The sequence below is a fragment of the Limimaricola variabilis genome (assembly GCF_034371605.1).
Lineage (GTDB): Bacteria > Pseudomonadota > Alphaproteobacteria > Rhodobacterales > Rhodobacteraceae > Limimaricola > Limimaricola variabilis.
This window is the reverse complement of the sequence record NZ_CP139694.1, coordinates 179,107-196,139: the sequence shown is the minus strand read 5'-3', so window position 1 is coordinate 196,139 and position 17,033 is coordinate 179,107. Positions and strand designations below refer to the sequence as shown.

The 17,033-nt window shown below is 70.9% G+C and carries 18 protein-coding genes and 1 riboswitch; of the genes, 15 read left to right on the top strand and 3 right to left on the bottom strand.

Annotated elements, in window-relative coordinates; translation table 11 throughout:
* Positions 1 to 30 precede the first annotated feature (30 nt).
* From T8T21_RS19315 to T8T21_RS19305, 3 genes are all read left to right on the top strand, one after another.
* A complete protein-coding gene (locus tag T8T21_RS19315; protein WP_322338078.1) occupies positions 31 to 1,200 on the top strand; it encodes an acetyl-CoA acetyltransferase in 1,170 nt (389 codons plus the stop codon).
* A 74-nt stretch (positions 1,201 to 1,274) separates the two neighbouring features.
* On the top strand, positions 1,275 to 1,892 hold the full coding sequence (locus T8T21_RS19310) for a hypothetical protein (RefSeq protein ID WP_322338077.1): 618 nt from the start codon (positions 1,275 to 1,277) through the stop codon (positions 1,890 to 1,892).
* A 233-nt stretch (positions 1,893 to 2,125) separates the two neighbouring features.
* Complete coding sequence (locus T8T21_RS19305; protein WP_322338076.1) at positions 2,126 to 2,776, top strand: hypothetical protein; 651 nt, start codon at positions 2,126 to 2,128, stop codon at positions 2,774 to 2,776.
* Positions 2,777 to 2,850: 74 nt separating this feature from the next.
* Here T8T21_RS19305 and T8T21_RS19300 read toward each other — a convergent pair whose 3' ends face one another.
* Together T8T21_RS19300 and T8T21_RS19295 are read right to left on the bottom strand one after the other, a co-directional pair.
* Positions 2,851 to 4,470, bottom strand: a complete 1,620-nt coding sequence (locus tag T8T21_RS19300; RefSeq protein WP_322338174.1) for an isocitrate lyase — start codon at positions 4,468 to 4,470, stop codon at positions 2,851 to 2,853.
* 71 nt (positions 4,471 to 4,541) lie between these two features.
* The gene (locus T8T21_RS19295; protein ID WP_322338075.1) at positions 4,542 to 6,065 is read right to left on the bottom strand and encodes an aldolase/citrate lyase/malate synthase family protein; all 1,524 of its coding nucleotides are present in this window, start codon (positions 6,063 to 6,065) and stop codon (positions 4,542 to 4,544) included.
* A gap of 158 nt (positions 6,066 to 6,223) precedes the next feature.
* Here T8T21_RS19295 and T8T21_RS19290 point away from each other — a divergent pair, with 158 nt between their 5' ends.
* The 12 genes from T8T21_RS19290 (at position 6,224) to T8T21_RS19235 (ending at position 16,022) form a co-directional block, all read left to right on the top strand.
* Positions 6,224 to 7,660 (top strand): helix-turn-helix domain-containing protein, encoded by a 1,437-nt coding sequence (locus T8T21_RS19290; RefSeq protein ID WP_183471385.1) that lies wholly within the window; start codon positions 6,224 to 6,226, stop codon positions 7,658 to 7,660.
* A 100-nt stretch (positions 7,661 to 7,760) separates the two neighbouring features.
* Positions 7,761 to 7,859: riboswitch (TPP riboswitch) on the top strand.
* Between the two features lie 51 nt (positions 7,860 to 7,910).
* Entirely contained in the window at positions 7,911 to 8,711 is an 801-nt protein-coding gene (gene thiD, locus T8T21_RS19285) for a bifunctional hydroxymethylpyrimidine kinase/phosphomethylpyrimidine kinase (protein ID WP_322338074.1), read from the top strand.
* Positions 8,708 to 9,679: an FAD-dependent oxidoreductase gene (locus T8T21_RS19280; RefSeq protein ID WP_322338073.1), complete on the top strand. Its 972-nt coding sequence runs from the start codon at positions 8,708 to 8,710 to the stop codon at positions 9,677 to 9,679. Before thiD ends, T8T21_RS19280 begins: the two co-directional genes overlap by 4 nt.
* Complete coding sequence (thiS, locus tag T8T21_RS19275) at positions 9,663 to 9,860, top strand: sulfur carrier protein ThiS (protein ID WP_183471379.1); 198 nt, start codon at positions 9,663 to 9,665, stop codon at positions 9,858 to 9,860. The genes T8T21_RS19280 and thiS overlap by 17 nt, the downstream gene beginning before the upstream one ends.
* A 1-nt stretch (position 9,861) precedes the next feature.
* On the top strand, positions 9,862 to 10,629 hold the full coding sequence (locus tag T8T21_RS19270; protein WP_322338072.1) for a thiazole synthase: 768 nt from the start codon (positions 9,862 to 9,864) through the stop codon (positions 10,627 to 10,629).
* Entirely contained in the window at positions 10,626 to 11,240 is a 615-nt protein-coding gene (locus T8T21_RS19265; protein WP_322338071.1) for a thiamine phosphate synthase, read from the top strand. Before T8T21_RS19270 ends, T8T21_RS19265 begins: the two co-directional genes overlap by 4 nt.
* Positions 11,237 to 12,202, top strand: coding sequence for a HesA/MoeB/ThiF family protein (locus T8T21_RS19260; protein ID WP_322338070.1), 966 nt, complete (start codon positions 11,237 to 11,239; stop codon positions 12,200 to 12,202). The genes T8T21_RS19265 and T8T21_RS19260 overlap by 4 nt, the downstream gene beginning before the upstream one ends.
* A gap of 67 nt (positions 12,203 to 12,269) precedes the next feature.
* Positions 12,270 to 13,454 carry a glycine C-acetyltransferase gene (locus T8T21_RS19255; protein WP_322338069.1) on the top strand — a complete coding sequence of 395 codons (1,185 nt, stop codon included), beginning with the start codon at positions 12,270 to 12,272 and terminating at the stop codon, positions 13,452 to 13,454.
* A gap of 14 nt (positions 13,455 to 13,468) precedes the next feature.
* On the top strand, positions 13,469 to 14,494 hold the full coding sequence (gene tdh, locus T8T21_RS19250; protein ID WP_322338068.1) for an L-threonine 3-dehydrogenase: 1,026 nt from the start codon (positions 13,469 to 13,471) through the stop codon (positions 14,492 to 14,494).
* 165 nt (positions 14,495 to 14,659) lie between these two features.
* Positions 14,660 to 14,878: a DUF1127 domain-containing protein gene (locus T8T21_RS19245; protein ID WP_183471369.1), complete on the top strand. Its 219-nt coding sequence runs from the start codon at positions 14,660 to 14,662 to the stop codon at positions 14,876 to 14,878.
* A gap of 155 nt (positions 14,879 to 15,033) precedes the next feature.
* Positions 15,034 to 15,513, top strand: a complete 480-nt coding sequence (locus tag T8T21_RS19240; protein ID WP_322338067.1) for a hypothetical protein — start codon at positions 15,034 to 15,036, stop codon at positions 15,511 to 15,513.
* A 200-nt stretch (positions 15,514 to 15,713) separates the two neighbouring features.
* Positions 15,714 to 16,022 (top strand): hypothetical protein, encoded by a 309-nt coding sequence (locus T8T21_RS19235; protein ID WP_183471365.1) that lies wholly within the window; start codon positions 15,714 to 15,716, stop codon positions 16,020 to 16,022.
* Here the strand turns inward: T8T21_RS19235 and T8T21_RS19230 are convergent.
* Positions 16,019 to 16,693 (bottom strand): SDR family oxidoreductase, encoded by a 675-nt coding sequence (locus T8T21_RS19230; RefSeq protein ID WP_322338066.1) that lies wholly within the window; start codon positions 16,691 to 16,693, stop codon positions 16,019 to 16,021. The genes T8T21_RS19235 and T8T21_RS19230 overlap by 4 nt on opposite strands.
* Between the last annotated feature and the right edge of the window lie 340 nt (positions 16,694 to 17,033).

Sequence of the window (17,033 nt, the reverse complement as noted above, 5' to 3'; positions counted from 1 at the left end):
GGGGAGGCGGCAGCAACGGGAGGAACGAGGATGACCGAAGCACGGATCGTGGGCTGGGCGCACAGCGTCTTCGGCAAGAGCGCGGCGCCGGACACGGCGGCGCTGATGGCCGAGGTGACCGGCCCGGCGCTGGAGCATGCCGGGATCGGCGCCGAGGAGGTCGACGGCGTCTTCGTCGGCGTGTTCAACAACGGCTTTTCGCGGCAGGATTTCCAGGCGTCGCTGGTGGCGATGGGCCATGACGGGCTGCGCCACGCGCCGGCGACGCGCTACGAGAACGCCTGCGCCACCGGCTCGGCCGCGCTCAACGGCGCGATGGATTTCATCGCCGCCGGGCGGGGCCGGATCGCGCTGGTGGTCGGCGCCGAGAAGATGACCGCGACGCCGGGAACGGAGGTGGGCGACATCCTGCTCGGCTGTTCTTGGCGCGAGGAGGAAGGCGACACGCCGGGTGGCTTTGCCGGGATCTTCGGCCGGATCGCGCAGGGCTACTTCCAGAAATACGGCGACCGCTCCGAGGCGCTGGCGCGGATCGCGGCCAAGAACCACGCCAATGGCGTCCACAACCCCTATGCGCATCTGCGCAAGGATCTCGGCTTCGAGGCCTGCAGCGCGGTGTCGGATCGCAACCCCTATGTCGCGGCGCCCTTGCGGCGGACCGACTGCTCGCTGGTCTCGGACGGGGCGGCGGCGCTGGTGCTAGCCGATGCCGAGACCGCCAAGACCATGCAGCGCGCCATCGCCATCCGCGCCCGGTCGCATGTCAACGACATCCTCGCCATGAGCCGGCGCGACCCGCTGGCCTTCGAGGGGCCGCGGCGGGCCTGGGCGCAGGCGCTGGAGCGCGGCGGGCTGACGCTCGACGATCTCGACCTGGTCGAGACCCATGACTGCTTCACCATCGCCGAGCTGATCGAATACGAGGCAATGGGCCTCGCGGCGCCGGGGCAGGGACACCGGGTGATCGAGGAGGGGGTGACGCATCGCGACGGGCGGCTGCCGGTCAACCTCTCCGGCGGGCTGAAGTCCAAGGGCCACCCGATCGGCGCCACCGGCGTGTCGATGCATGTCATGGCGGCGATGCAACTCGCCGGCGAGGCCGGCGACATGCAGAAACCAGACGCCCGGCTGGCGGGGGTGTTCAACATGGGCGGCGCGGCGGTGACCAGCTATGTCTCCCTGCTCGAAAGGGTAGGTTAGATCTAGACCGACCTTCGGGGGCCGGGCGCGGCAGCCGCGATGCTATGATCGGCCATCCATTCAGGAGGTACGACATGGCCGGTTTCAGGATGATGACCGCCGCGATCTGTCTTTGGGCGGGGGGTGCGGCGCTGGCGCAGGATGCGGAGATGAGCTTCTTCGTGACCAGCACCAACCCCGGGCAGGGGGCCGATCTCGGCGGTCTCGAAGGCGCGGATGCGCATTGCGCCGCGCTGGCCGATGCCGTCGGGGCGCCGGGCGACTGGCGCGCCTATCTCTCGACCGAGGAGGAGAACGCGCGCGACCGGATCGGCACCGGCCCGTGGCACAACGCCCAAGGCGTCGAGATCGCCGCCGATCTCGACGCGCTGCATGGCGAGGGCAACATGATCTCCAAGGAGACCGGGCTCGACGAGACCGGGGCGATGGTGAACGGCCGCGGCGACACCCCGAACCGGCACGACATCCTCACCGGCACGATGGCCGACGGGATGGCGGCGGCCGAGACCTGCGAGGGATGGACCAGCAGCGGCGAGGGCTCGGCCATGGTCGGGCATCACGACCGGATGGGGCTCGACGACTCGGAGGCGGCGCGGTCCTGGAACGCCTCGCATCCCTCGCGCGGCTGCGGGCTCGAGGCGCTGCAGGGCACGGGCGGGGACGGGTTGTTCTACTGCTTTGCCGCCGACTGAACCGGTGCGGTGAAGGCGCTCCGGCGGCGGTGTCCGGCATGGACGCCGCTGCCGCGACGTGCTGTTTCGCCACGCTCGGGAGGTGACCTAGGAGGATCTATCCTAAAGGTTGTGTTGGGTACGCTATCCGACAGTATAGCCCATGCTTTAGTATAGTCCCATTGCTGTGCGGTTTGCGCCGCAATTGGCGCGCTACTTGGCCTCATCGTCACTCCCAAGAGGCCGCAACGCCCATGAAGATTGATACCAAAGCATTCGACGGCCTCTGGAAGGCCGCACAGCAGGCGATGAAAGAGGCCCGCGCCGCGCAGAAGGAGGCCGCGAAGCAGGCCGACGCGCCGGCCCCGGCGCCGAAGGCCGACACCGCCAGCAGCCCGGCGATCCAGATCGAGATCTCCGAGGCCGCCGCCGCTGCCCCTGTCGCCGTCTCCACCGAAGCCGCCGTCGCGACGCCTGCCGCAGCGACGACCGCCGTGGCCGCGCCGGCCGCCGAGACCGCCGAGGCCGCAACCGCACCCGTGACCGCCAGCGTCGCACAGGTCGCCGACGAGGCCCAGGTCGTGACCGACCGCGTCGCCGCCGCGGTGTCGAACCTCACGGGATCGAAAGCCGGAGCCACCGTGGCACCGGCTGCGGGTGAGAGCGCCGCCATCGAGACGGAAGAGGCCGGGGATGCGGACATTGCCGCCGCGCGCGCGGCGGCGATCCAGGCGCAGAACAATGCCCGAATGGAGAACGTCGTGGCCTCAATCGGGGCGCCGGCAAAGAGCGATATCGGCGTCGCACCGATCAGTGCGCAGAGCAGCGCGCGGGCCGGTGCGGCCTATGGCGCGGCCGCCACTGCGGGTGCCTCGACCGGCGAACGGGCCGACATCGCCGCCTGACACGCGATCGGGCCGGGGCGCTTGGCCCCGGCCCGATCCTTCGTCCGCCGGTCAGGCCCGACCGGCGGAAGCTCTCATTCGGCGGCGAACTGGTTCATCGTGTTGGCATGGCCGCCCGCCTTGAGCGCCCGGTCGCCACCGACCATCTCCTTGAAGGTATCGCCCAGATCCGAGCCGACCTCGTGCTGGTGCTTGACCGCCGAGATGCCGCGCCGGATTTCCTCGCGCTGCACGGTGGCGACATAGGCCAGCATCCGGTCCTCGCCGAAATAGCCGCGCGACAGCTCGTCCACCGACTTGGCGGTCAGGTGGAAGGTCGGCAGGGTGATCAGGTTGTGGAACACGCCCGCCTTGGTCGAGATGTCGTACTGGAACCGCTTGAGCCGCGCATCGGCCTCGCGCCCAAGATCGGTGTCGTCGTAATCGGCCTTCATCAGTTGGGTGCCGTCCGGGTAGTCGGTCTCGGCGATCCGGCCCTCGTCGATCCAGTCCTCGCGCACCTGCTTGCGCAGGTTCAGGGTCCAGTTGAAGGAGGGCGAGTTGTTGTAGACCAGCTTGGCGTGGGGCGCCTTCTCGCGGATCTCGGCGACCATGCCCGCGATCTCGGCGACGTTGGGGGTGTCGGTCTCGATCCAGATCAGGTCCGCACCGCCATCATTGAGCGAGGCCACGCAATCCTCGATGACCCGGGCCCGGCCGGTGCCCTCCTTGAAGCGCACGAGGCCGTTGGGCAGGCGCGCGGGCTTGGCCCAGCCACCGTCGCGCCACAGCGCGATCTCGCCCTCGGAAGGCTGGCCGTCGAAGCTCTCGGTCTCGATCCACTTGAGGTATTCGGAGGCGTGGTCGCCCGGTGCCTGGCTCACCGGAAGCTTCTGGGTCAGCCCCGCCCCGAGGCTGTCGGTGCGGGCGACGATCACGCCCTCAGTAACGCCCAGCTCCTCGAAGGCCATGCGGCAGGCGCGCAGCTTCTCGATGAAATCCTCGCGCGGGACCGTGACCTTGCCGTCCTGATGGCCGCATTGCTTGGCGTCGGAGACCTGGTTCTCGATCTGCAGGCAGCAGGCGCCGGCCTTGATCAGCTCCTTGGCGAGCAGGTAGGTCGCGTGCTCGTTGCCGAAGCCCGCGTCGATATCGGCGACGATCGGCACGACGTGGCTCTCGAAATTGTCGATCGCGGTGACGGCGTCACGCTCGGCCTGGGCGTCGCCGCTCTCGCGCGCCTTGTCGAGGGCACGGAACAGGTCGTTGAGCTCGACCTCGTCGGCCTGGCGCAGCGAGACGTAGATCTCCTCGATCAGGTCGGCCACGGCGGTCTTTTCATGCATCGACTGGTCGGGCAGGTGGCCCCAGCGGTTGCGCAGGCCCGCGACCATCCAGCCGGAGAGATAGACGTAGGCACCCTTGGTGGTGCCGCGCAGCCGCTTGACCGAACGGATCATCTGCTGGGCGTGGAAGCCCGACCAGCAGCCGAGGCTCTGGGTGAAATGCTCGGGGTCGGCGTCATAGGCGGCCATGTCGGCGCGCATCACCTTCGCCATCTCGCGGGCGATCTCGAGATGGGTGTTGTAGGTGTTCTGCATCTGCAGTTGCAGGATGTCGTCGATGGCGACGCCGCCGGGGGCGCTCCCCTTCGGGAAGCGGGCCTGCAGCGCGGCGCGGCGCTCGGCATAGCTCTTGCGGCGGGTCGGGGTCATGTCGGTCATGGTCGGTCGGTCCTTCGGATGGAAAGGGGGGAGGTGCCGGGGGCCGGGCCCCCGGCGGGATGTCAGTCGAGCGTGTCGAGCAGCGGCGCGGCGAGGCGCGCGACGTGGTCCGGCTGCGGGCTGGCGCAGGCCGATTCCTGGACGATCCGGGCGGCCGAGGCGTAGCGTCCGCGATGGAAGCTGTGCGGTCCCAGCCACTCGACCAGGCTCACGATCTCCTCGTGGATCAGCGCGGCGAGCCAGTCGGCGGTCATGCGGCGCGAGTCGCCGCCCTCCATCTCGACCATGGCGCCATGCGCCAGCCACTGGCCGAGCCGGGCGCGGGCGAGATCGGCGGAGGCGAGACCGTGCAGGCTGTCGCCGATCCGGACCGGGCCGCGCCCGGCAATCCAGGCGGCCAGCGCCGCGATGGCGACATGCACCGTCGCGCGCAGGCCCTGCTCGGTGACCGGCCCGGCATGCGGCTTGAGCAGCATCTCGGGGCTGATCCGGAAATACTGGCGCGGGCGTCCGATCTGGTGAGCACCGGGCAGGGCGCGGGCGATCGCCTCGCGCGCCACCGCGATCCGGTCGGGGCCGTCGATTCGCAGCCCGTCGCAGCCCTCGTCGAGCGGCCGGCGCAGGGTGGCGGGGTCGCTGCCTTCGGGCGCCTCGGCGATGGCATGGGTGCCGCGGCGGTGGGCGACCTTGACCATCCGCGCCGCGCAGGTGCCCAGGAACGCCGCCTCGGGGTCGAGCAGCGCGGGCAGCACGGCGTCGGGATGGGACCGCATCAACCGCAGATAGGAGGCGGTGAGCGGCGCGCGGCGCATGGTCAGGCCGATCGCGCGGTCGCGCAGCTCCCACAGGATCTCGTCCATCTCGAAGCCGGCGGTGACGGTCTCGAGCGAGACCTCGACCCGGATCGTGTTCGGCGCCAGCCCGGCCCGCTCCTCGGCGAGGGCGAGGATTTCGCTCCACAGCCGCGCCTCGCGGTGGCCGTCGATGCCGCCGAGCTGCAGGTTCGGCCCCATGTCGCGGGCCGCGAGCGGCGTCGCCAGATGGGCGATGATCAGCGCCAGGTCGAACAGCCCGGCCGAGACCGGGTGGCCGCCGATCAGCAGCGCCGGTTCGTCGCGCTCCAGCGGCCGGGTGCGGATCAGCATCGGCGTGTGGTCGTCGGGCGCCTCGGCCAGCGCGGCGATGCCGGCGACGAGGTTGGCAAAGCCCGGCGCGGTCGCCTCGTCGAGATCGATGAGCAGCGCCGAGGCCCCGGCGGCACGGGCCTGGGCCAGCGCGCCCGCCTCGGCGGCGGCGGCGAGGCAGAGCCTGCGGTCGCGCAGGCTCTCGGGCGCGGCGGCGCAGGACCAGACGCCCTTGCGGATGCCGGTGGTCTCCTCGAGATAATCGGGCAGCCGGCCTTCGTCGGCGCGTTCCTGACGGCGGTCGCGGGCGACCGAGAGCGCCTGCATCTTGGGGTTGAAGCGGGTCTGCAGTTCGGCGGCGAGGGCCAGCGCGTCGTCGGTCAGGACGCGGTCGGCGCCCGGCACGTCGCGCAGCAGGACCGGCTTGGGCGCTGCGGGGGCGGGGACGAGATCGAGAGGCATCTGCGTGACCTTTCCAGTTGTGGCGCCGAAGGGAGGATCGGTGCCTTGCTGTCTGTAAGGTTAGTGTGGTCATGACGCGGGTGCAGCATAATTTTGTTGCGAACGGGTAATCTTGTAAGTTATGTCAGCGGGATTGGTGAAACATTGTTAGTCATGAAATGAGCGATCGCGGCGAAAAACTCCTGATCGGCCCCCGGCTCAAGGCGCTGCGCGTCTCGCTCGGGCTGACACAGGCCGAAATGGCCGGCCGGCTCGGCGTCTCGGCCAGCTATGTCACGCTGATGGAGGGCAACCAGCGCCCGGCATCGGCCAAGCTGCTGATGCGGCTGGCCGAAGCCTTCGACATCAATGTCAGCGAACTGGCCCCCGAGACCGACGCGCAGCTCGCCGCCGACCTGACCGCGGCGCTCAAGGATCCGGCGCTGGAGGCGGATGTCGGCCGGGTCGAGATCGAGCAGGCGCTGTCGGCGGCGCCGAACGTCGCCGCCGCGCTCGTCCGGCTGCACGACCGCTACCGGCAGCTGGTGCTGGCGCGCCAGACCGACGCCAACCCGCTCGCCGACCGCGACAAGGTCGAGGTGCTCGAGGAGGGCTCGCGCGCGGTGCAGGCGGTGCGGGCCTGGCTGTTCGAGCGGCGCAACCATGTCGACGCGCTCGACCGCGCCGCCGAGGCCACCGCCGAAGAGATGCAGCTGCACCGCTCGGAGCCGCATGTCGCGCTGACCGAGCGGCTGCGCGCGCATGGCATCCGGGTGCGGATCCTGCCCTCGGAGGTGATGGCCGGGCGGCTGCGCCAGCACGTCGCGCATCGCAGCGAGCTGCGGCTGTCCGAGCTTCTCGCCCAGCCGAGTCGCCGCTTCCAGATGGCGGTGCTGCTGGCCCGGCTGGAGCGGGGGCAGGAGATCGCCGACGAGATCGCGGCCTCCGGGCTGAGCGACCCCTCGGCGCTGGCGCTGGCGCGGGTGACGCTCGCCAACTACTTCGCCGCAGCCCTTCTGATGCCTTACGGACGGTTCCTCGCGGCCTGCGAGGCGGCGCGCTACGACGTCGAGCTCCTCGGTCACCGCTTCGGCACCAGCTACGAGCAGGTGGCGCACCGGCTGACCACGCTGCAGCGCGAGGGCGCGCGCGGCATCCCGTTCTTCTTCGTGCGGGTCGACCAGGCGGGCAACATCTCCAAGCGGTTCAGCGCCGGGCGATTCCCCTTCTCCTCCTTCGGCGGGACCTGTCCTCTGTGGAACATCCACGCCGCCTTCGAGGCGCCCGACCGGGTGCAGACGCAGCTGATTTCGATGCCCGACGGGGCGCGCTACTTCTCGATCGCGCGCACCGTCACCCGGCATGGCGGCACGCTCGGCGCGCCGGCCACGCGACTGGCTATCGGTCTGGGATGCGACGTCGCCTACGCGCCGCGCCTCGCCCATGCCGAGGGGCTCGATCTCGACCGGATCACGCCCACCGGGATCGGCATCAACTGCTACCTGTGCGAGCGGCCGAACTGCGCCAGCCGCGCCCACGCGCCGGTGAACCGCAGGCTCGAGATCGACGAAAGCGAGCGCGGCCTCGCGATCTACCGCTTCGAAGGGGAGCGCTGATCCCCTTCACCATTCCCCAAATACGCCGGGGGAGGGCCGCGAGGCCCGGGGGCGGAGCCCCCTCCCTTGCGTCAACCGGGACGCCCGGCTAACGTCGCGCTCGAATCCGTTGGGGTGCCCGTGAGGGCTGAGAGGCGAAAGCCGACCCATCGAACCTGATCCGGTTAGCACCGGCGGAGGGAACGGAGACGCGACCCGGGACAGATGCGCCCGGAGTCCGTCCGCACCCCCGCCGGAAAGGGGGAGCGAGATGCGCGTCAAGACGGCCCTGACCATCGCGGGATCCGACAGCGGCGGCGGGGCGGGCATCCAGGCCGACCTCAAGACCTTCGCCGCCTTCGGCGTCTATGGCACTTCGGCAATCACCGCGATCACCGCGCAGAACACCCGCGGCGTGACCGGCGTGGCGCATGTCGCGCCCGAGATGGTCGCGGCGCAGATCGCCGCGGTGCTGGAGGACATACCGCCCGACGCCATCAAGATCGGCATGCTGGGCCGCGCCGAGACCGTCGAGGCGGTGGCCGACGCGCTTGGCGATCCTGCCGGGCCGGTGGTGCTCGACCCGGTCATGGTGGCGACCTCAGGCGACGCGCTGATCGACGACGCGGCGGTGGCGGCGCTGAGTGCAAGGCTGATCCCGCGCGCGACGCTGCTGACGCCGAACCTGCCCGAGGCGGCGCGGCTCACCGGCCGGGCGCAGGCCGCGAGCGCCGAGGAGATCGCGGCGCAGGGGCGGATGCTGCTCGACCTCGGTGCGGGCGCGGTGTTGATGAAGGGCGGCCATGCGCAGGGCGGCTGCTGCGTCGACCGGTTGGTGACGCGTCACGGGGTGATCGAGGCCGCCGGGCCGCGGATCGACACCCGCGCCACCCATGGCACCGGCTGCAGCCTCGCCGCGGCGCTGGCGGCGCTGATGGCGCTGGGGCGCCCGCCCGAGGCGGCGCTGGAGCGCGCCCGGCGCTGGCTCGAGGGGGCGATCCGCGGCGGCGCGGCGCTCGGCATCGGGTCGGGCCACGGCCCGGTCGATCATTTCCACGAGGGCCGGAGATGATCCGGGTGATCGGCGGCGGGGTGATGGGCCTCGCGGTCGCGGCCGAGCTGTCGGGCCGCGGCCGCGCGGTCACGGTGATCGACCGCGCGGGGCAGGCCGGGCCGCATCACTGTTCGTGGTGGGCCGGCGGCATGCTGGCGCCCGATTGCGAGGGCGAGACGGCCGAGGAGCCGGTGGTGCGTCTGGGCCGCGCCGCCGCCGATTGGTGGGCGGGGCAGGGCGCGCGGGTGATCCGGCGTGGCACGCTGGTGCTGGCGCTCGACCGCGATCGGGCCGAGCTCGCGCGTTTTGCCCGGCGGGTGCCGGGCGCGCCGCTCGAGGCCGAGGGCATCGCGGCGCTGGAGCCGGATCTCGCCGGGCAGGCGCGGCGCGGGCTGCATGTCGCGGGGGAGGCGCATCTCGATCCGCGCGCGACGCTGGCGAGGCTGCGCGCCCGGCTCGCGGCGCAGGGCGTGGTCTTCGAGACCGGCGAGGCCCGGCCCGGCCCCGGCGACATCGACTGTCGCGGGCTGGCGGCGCGCGACGCGCTGCCGGATCTGCGCGGGGTGCGCGGCGAGATGGTCGTGCTGCGGCTGCGCGACCTCGACATCACCCGGCCGGTGCGGCTGCTGCATCCGCGCCACCCGCTCTACATCGTGCCGCGCGGGCAGGGGCTCTACATGCTCGGCGCCACCCAGATCGAGAGCGAGGGGCGCGGCCCGGCGACGGCGCGGGCGGTGCTCGAACTGCTGAGCGCGGCCTATGCGCTGCACCCGGCTTTCGGCGCGGCGGAGGTGCTGGAGATCGGCGCCGACGCCCGCCCGGCCTTTGCCGACAACCTGCCGCGGATTCGGCGGCGGGGCGGCGTCATCCATGTCAACGGCCTGTTCCGGCACGGTTTCCTTCTGGCGCCCGCGATGGCCCGGATGGTGGCGGACTGGCTCTGCGACGGCATCACACCGGAGGTATGCGATGAGGATCATGGTTAACGGCAGCGCCCGCGAGGTCGAGGCCGACACGCTGGCCGCGGCGCTGGAGGCGCTCGGCCATGGCGGCGCGGCGGTGGCGACGGCGCATAACGAGGTCTTCGTGCCCGCCGCCGCGCGGGCCGAGACCCGGCTCGCCCCCGGCGACCGGATCGAGATCCTCGCGCCGATGCAGGGAGGCTGAGATGGTCACGTTCTACGACACCGAGGTCGCGTCGCGGCTGATGCTCGGCACCGCGCAATACCCTTCGCCCGCGATCCTCGCCGAGGCCTTCCGCCGTTCGGGCGCGGGCATCGCCACGGTGTCGCTGCGCCGCGAGGCGGCGGGCGGCGATGGCGGCGCCTTCTGGGAACTAGTGCGCCGGCTCGGCGTCCGGCTCCTGCCCAACACCGCTGGCTGCCATTCCGCGCGCGAGGCGGTGACGACGGCGCGGATGGCGCGGGAGGTGTTCGGGACCAGCTGGATCAAGCTCGAGGTGATCGGCCATGCCGACACGCTGCAGCCCGACCCTTGGGGTCTCGTCGAGGCGGCGCGCGAGCTTTGCGCTGACGGCTTCGAGGTGTTTCCCTACACCACCGAGGACCTGGTGCTGGCCGAGAAGCTGCTCGATGCCGGCTGCCGGGTGCTGATGCCATGGGGCGCGCCGATCGGCACCGGGCTCGGGCTCGCCAATCGCTACGGGCTGCGCAGCCTGCGGGCGCAGTTTCCGGAGGTGCCGATGGTGGTCGATGCCGGTCTCGGGCGGCCCAGCCAGGCGGCCGAGGCGATGGAGATGGGCTTCGACGCGGTGCTGCTGAACACCGCCGTCGCCAAGGCCTGCGACCCGGCCATGATGGCCGAGGGCTTTGCCCGCGCGATCGAGGCCGGGCGGCTGGGATACGAAGCCGGGATGATGGAGCCGCGCGACATGGCCGCGCCTTCCACCCCGCTGATCGGAAAGGCGTTCCTGTGAAGCTCGACCGGTTCTACCCGATCTTCGACGACGTCTCGTGGCTGGAGCGGATGCTGCCGCTCGGCCTGCGGCTGGTGCAGCTTCGGCTCAAGGATCGCGACCCGCGGGAGGTCGCGGCGCAGATCGCCCGCGCCCGCGCGCTCTGTGACGCGCATGGCGCGGTGCTGGTGGTCAACGACCACTGGCAGGCGGCGATTGAGGCGGGCTGCGCCTGGCTGCATCTGGGGCAGGAGGATCTCGACACCGCCGACATGCCCGCGATCCGCCGCGCCGGGCTGCGGCTCGGCATCAGCACGCATGACCGGGCGGAGCTCGACCGGGCGCTGTCGCTTGGGCCCGATTACGTCGCTCTGGGGCCGGTCTGGCCGACCATCCTCAAGAAGATGAAATGGGAGCGGCAGGGCGTCGAGAAGCTCACCGAGTGGAAGGCGCTCTGCGGCGCCGTCCCCCTGGTCGCGATCGGCGGGCTGTCGGTCGCGCGCGCCCCGGCCGCCTTTGCCGCAGGGGCCGACATCGTCTCGGTCGTGACCGACATCACCCTGAACGCCGATCCCGAGGCGCGGACCCGCGAATGGCTGGCGGCCACCCGCCCGCTCGAGGCGGCGCGATGAGCCGCTATGACCGCCAGATCGCGGTGCCGGGCATGGGGGCCGCCGGGCAGGCGCGGCTGGCGCGCGCCCATCTGCTGGTGATCGGCGCCGGCGGGCTCGGCGCGGCGGTGCTGCCCTATCTCGCCGGGGCGGGGGTCGGGCGGATCCGGCTGGTCGATCCCGACACCGTCGAGGAGAGCAACCTGCATCGGCAGGTGATCTTCCGCGCAGCCGATCTCGGCCGTCCCAAGGCCGAAGCCGCGGCGGCGCATCTGCGGGCGCTCAACCCGGACACGGTGGTGGAGCCGCTTTGCGCCCGTTTCGACCCGGCCAGCGCGGCGGCGCTCTGCGCGGGCATCGACCTCGTCCTCGACTGCGCCGACAGCTTTGCCGCGAGCTACGTGGCCTCCGACCACTGCATGGCGGCGGGGCTGCCGCTGGTCTCGGCCTCGGCGACGGGGCGGGCGGGATATGCGGGCGGTTTCTGCGGCGGCGCGCCGTCGCTCAGGGCGGTGTTTCCGGACCTGCCCGCGCGGCTCGGCTCCTGCGCTTCCGAGGGCGTGCTGGGGCCGGTGGTCTGCACGATCGGCGGGGTGCAGGCGCAGATGGCGCTGGCGATCGCCGCCGGGCTCGACCCCGCGCCGCTGGGTCGGCTGGTGAGCTTCGACGCCGCGAGCTGGCGGATGGGCGGCTTCGGCTTTGCCGGCGCGCCCGAACCCGCCCGCGCGCCGCGCTTCGTCGCCGCCTCGCAGATCGGTCCCGGGGATTACTTCGTCGACCTGCGCGCCCCTGACGAGCCGGGGCCGCCGCTGCCGGGGGCGGCGCGGCTGACGGTCGAGGATTTCGGGCCGGGCGGCCTGCTGCCGCCGCACGGCGCGCGCGCCGTTCTTGCCTGCCGCTCGGGTCTCAGGGCCTGGCGGGCGGCGGCGCGGCTCGGCGCGGTCTGGGAGGGCGAGATCGCGCTGCTGGCGCTCGGTCCCTGACGCGCGGGCAGAGCTTGCGCGGGCGCAGGGCGGGTCTAGAGTCGGGGCCCAAAGGGAAGGAACCGCAATGACCCGCTTTCTCGACGACATCGACTCTCGCCTCGCGGAGATCCGCGAAGAGGGGCTGTGGAAGACCGAGCGCGAGATCACCTCCCCGCAGGGCGGGCGCGTCGATCTCGGTGGGCGCGAGGTGATCAACCTCTGCGCCAACAACTATCTCGGCCTCGCCGATCACCCCGACCTCGCCCGCGCCGCCAAGGCGGGCATCGACAGCCACGGCTTCGGCATGGCCTCGGTGCGCTTCATCTGCGGCACGCAGGATCTGCACCGGCAGCTGGAGCGGCGGCTGGCCACCTATCTCGGCCATGACGACACGATCCTCTTCGCCGCCTGCTTCGACGCCAATGGCGCGCTGTTCGAGCCGCTCCTCGGCCCCGAGGACGCGGTGATCTCGGACGCGCTCAACCACGCCTCGATCATCGACGGCATCCGGCTGTGCAAGGCCAAGCGCTACCGTTTCGCCAATTCCGACATGGCGGATCTGGAGACCAAGCTCCAGGAGGCCCGCGAGGCCGGGGCGCGCCACGTAATGATCGCCACCGACGGCGTGTTCTCGATGGATGGCTACCTCGCCAAGCTCGACGAGATCCGGGCGCTGGCCGACCGCTACGATGCGCTGCTGATGGTCGATGACTGCCACGCCACCGGCTTCATGGGGCCGAAGGGCGCGGGCACCCCGGCGCATTTCGGCGTGCAGGCGGACCTGCTGACCGGCACGCTGGGCAAGGCATTGGGCGGCGCGATCGGCGGCTACATCGCGGGGCCGCAACCGGTGATCGACCTGCTGCGCCAGCGGGCGCGGCCCTACCTGTTTTCCAACGCGCTGCCGCCGATGGTCTGCGCCGCCGGGATCGAGGCGATCCGCCTCGTCGAGGAGGGCGACGAGCTGCGCGCCCGGCTGTTCGAGAACGCTGAATACTGGCGCCGTGGCCTCACCGATCTGGGCTTCGAGATCCTGCCGGGCGAGCATCCGATCATCCCGGTGATGCTGCACGACGCCAAGCTGGCGCAGAAGATGGCAGCAAGGCTCGACGAGCTGGGCGTCTATGTCTCGGCCTTCTTCTTCCCGGTGGTGCCCAAGGGCGCGGCGCGGATCCGCACCCAGATGAACGCCGCCCTGACCCGGGCGGATCTCGACGCGGCGCTGGCGGCCTTCGCGCAAGCCGGCCGCGAACTGGGCGTGATCTCGTGAGCCGCCCCAACGGCATGAGCGCCCTCGTCAAGGCGCGGCCCGAGCCGGGGCTGTGGCGCGAGACGGTGCCGGTGCCCGAGATCGGCCCCGACGACGTGCTGATCCGGGTCAACAAGACCGGGATCTGCGGCACCGACGTGCATATCTGGAACTGGGACGAGTGGGCGCAGCACACCGTGCCGGTGCCGCTCGTCACGGGCCACGAGTTCGCCGGCGAGATCGTCGAGCTTGGCCGCAACGTGACCGATCTCGAGATCGGCCAGCGCTGCTCGGGCGAGGGGCACCTGATCGGCAAGCATTCGCGCCAGAGCCGGTCGGGCAAGTTCCACCTCGACCCCGAGACGCGTGGCATCGGCGTCAACGAGCAGGGCGCCTTCGCCGAATACCTGCGGCTGCCAGCCTTCAACGTGGTGCCGCTGCCCGATGCGATCGACGACGAGATCGGCGCGATCCTCGATCCGCTGGGCAACGCGGTCCACACCGCGCTCTCCTTCGATCTGGTGGGCGAGGACGTGCTGGTGACCGGCGCCGGGCCGATCGGCATCATGGCGGCGGCCGTCGCCCGTCATGTCGGCGCGCGCCACGTGGTGATCACCGACATCAACCCCGACCGCCTCGCCCTCGCGGCCCGCGTGGCCGACGTGGTGCCGGTCAACGTCGCCGAGGAGGACCTCGCCGAGATCGTGCCGCGTCTCGGGATGAAGCAGGGCTTCGACATCGGGCTGGAGATGTCGGGCAACCAGCGCGCGCTCGACCAGATGGTCGAACGGCTGGTGATGGGCGGGCGGATCGCGATGCTGGGCATCCCGCCGGGCCGCTCGCCGGTCGACTGGTCGCGGATCGTGTTCAAGGCGATCACCATCAAGGGCGTCTATGGCCGGGAGATTTTCGAGACCTGGTACAAGATGATCGCGATGCTGGAGAACGGGCTCGACATCCGCGGGGTCATCACCCACCGCATGAAGGTCGATGATTACGTCGCGGGCTTCGACGCGATGCGCTCCGGCGCCTCTGGAAAGGTGGTGCTGGACTGGCGCTGAGGGGGCGGCGCGGCCCATGCAGAAACTGCATGGCGGGGCTGTCACCTTGTCGGTTTTCTTTGGTCGTTAACGCTACCAATTAGGGTGCAACGGAGCGGCGATGGGCGCCGCCTCGATCAGGCCCGCGACAAGGGCCGCACGGACCCGACGATCAAGGATACTGACATGAGCTACGCCACCATCGACCAGCGCACCACCAACAACAGCGAAGCCTGGGGCCTCACCGCGATCACCGCGCGGATCAAGACGGCGTTCGCGCGCAACCGCGCCTACCGCCAGACCCAGCGCGAGCTCGGCATGCTGACCGACCGCGATCTCGCCGATCTGGGCATCGGTCGCGGCGACATCCAGCGCATCGCGCTCGAGGCTGCCCGCGCCATCTGAGCGCGGCGCTCCCTCGGCCGCGCAGGCGGCCCGAAAATGGCGGCGTCCCCGGCCGGGGCGCCGCCATTTCACGTTTCCGCTACGTCAGCTCGGGCGCCCATGATAGATTGGGGGGGTCGGCCCGCCATCCGGGCCGCCGAGTGGGAGGTTACGAGATGTCCAACCGTTACACGATCGCGGCCATCGCGGCGGCGATGACGCTACCGGCCGGCATGGGCTTGGCCGAGACCTATGACGCTACCGGGACCGGCTACGGCACCGCCAGTTCCGAGGTGATGGAAGCGGGCGACAGCATGATGGTCGTCCATGCCAACACCCAGTACGAACGCCTCGACATGGGCGACGAGACGCATCCGATGGCGAGTCTGACGGGCCCCTGCTTCGGCGCGGTGTCGATGATCGACGGCGCAGCCGAGGGCAGCGGAAATTGCCTCTACACCGACGCCGACGGCGATATGGCCGTCATGCGCTGGACCGTCACCGGCATGAGCGAGGAGGGCCGGACCATGGGCGATTGGGAGATCGCCGGCGGCACCGGCAAGTGGCAGCAGGCCAGCGGCTCGGGCAGTTTCGATGCCGGCGGCGAAGGGGCGGACTACACCAACAACTTCACCGGAGAGATCATGCTGCAATGAGCTGTCGCGCCGTCCAGCCGTCCGTCGCAGGACAAGACAACCCCCGTGGACGGGATCGGGTTTCGGCCGGGGGCATCAGCATCTGTTGATGCCCCCGCGTTTTGACGCGACGGCTCCCGGCCCCACATATGGGGGGAGGGGGCTATGGTCTCCGCAGCATCTCCTCCTCGATCCGTCCTCCTGCGGAGGAGGAGATGAAAATGTTCAAGAGACTGCTGACCACGGGACTTCTGTTCGGCATGGCGGCGACCGCGCCGCCGGCGCTGGCGCAGGGCTGCGCGCCCCGCGACCATATCGTCGAGCGGCTGAAAGAAGGCTATGCCGAGAGCCTCGCCGGGGCCGGCCTGCAGGCCAGCGCCATGGCGATGCTCGAGGTCTGGTCGAACCCCGAAAGCGGCAGCTTCACGGTGCTGTTGACCAATCCAGACGGGGTGAGCTGCATCCTGTCGCACGGCTCGGATTACTACACCATCGAGCAGCTGGCCGAGGCCGAGGGCGAGCTGGGCTAGCCCGTCGGCATGATGAACATCTCGCGCAGGTCGGCGGTCTCCGACTGGTCGAGCGCGAAGACCACCGCGCGGGCGATATCCTCGGGACGGATCTTGCCGGGCTTGGGCTCCCAAAAGAACGGCGTGTCGACCATGCCCGGCGCGATCACCGTGCAGCGCCCGCCCCATTCGCGCATCTCCTCGCTCATATTGCCGGCATAGCCGTGCACGAACCATTTGGTCGCGCCGTAGATCGAGCCGGCGATGTGCCGCTTGCCGGCCGCCGATCCGGTCAGCACCAGATGCCCCCGCCGCTTTTTCAGCTCCGGCAGCGCGACGCGCGCGGTGTAGAGCAGCGCCATGATGTTGAGATCGATCATCGCCCGCCATTCCTCGGGATCGCCGGCCTCGGTGCCCGGCGTGTCGAGCCCTGTCCCGGCATTGGCGAAGGCGGCGTCGAGCCCGCCCTTCTCGGCCACCAGCCGCGCCACCGCGTCCTGCTGCTGCGCGAGATCGGTCGCGTCGCCGGGCAGCGCCAGCGCCGCCGCGCCCAGCTCTTCGGCCAGCGCGTCGAGCTTTTCCCTGCTGCGGGCCATCAGCCCGACATGCCAGCCCGCCGCGACCGCGGCGCGGGCGGTGGCCGCGCCGATGCCGGAGGAGGCCCCAGTGATGAAGAGGGTGCGTTGCGTCATGACGGTCTCCCGATGCGTTGGCGTCGTTGCGCTGCAAGCTGGGGCGCGGCAGGAAGGCGGCAAGGTTGCCGTCCCGGGAAGGGGGGCGCCGGGGCCGAGTGCGCGTGCGGTTCGGGCGCTCCCGAACGGACGCCGTGATTCTACCCTAGGTTGTATCGATGCGATCTGGACCCCGGAGATCCCCGCAAAACCGGTTAAAATGCCCGATAATTGCGCGCGGGTGTAGCCGAAGGCACACGTATGGAGAGAGTTGACCAAAGAAACCGGTCAAGCGGGCGCGGCATCTTGAATCCGGCGCGCGGACTCCCTCTCTATCGGGATGACTCCGGATCGTGTTGCC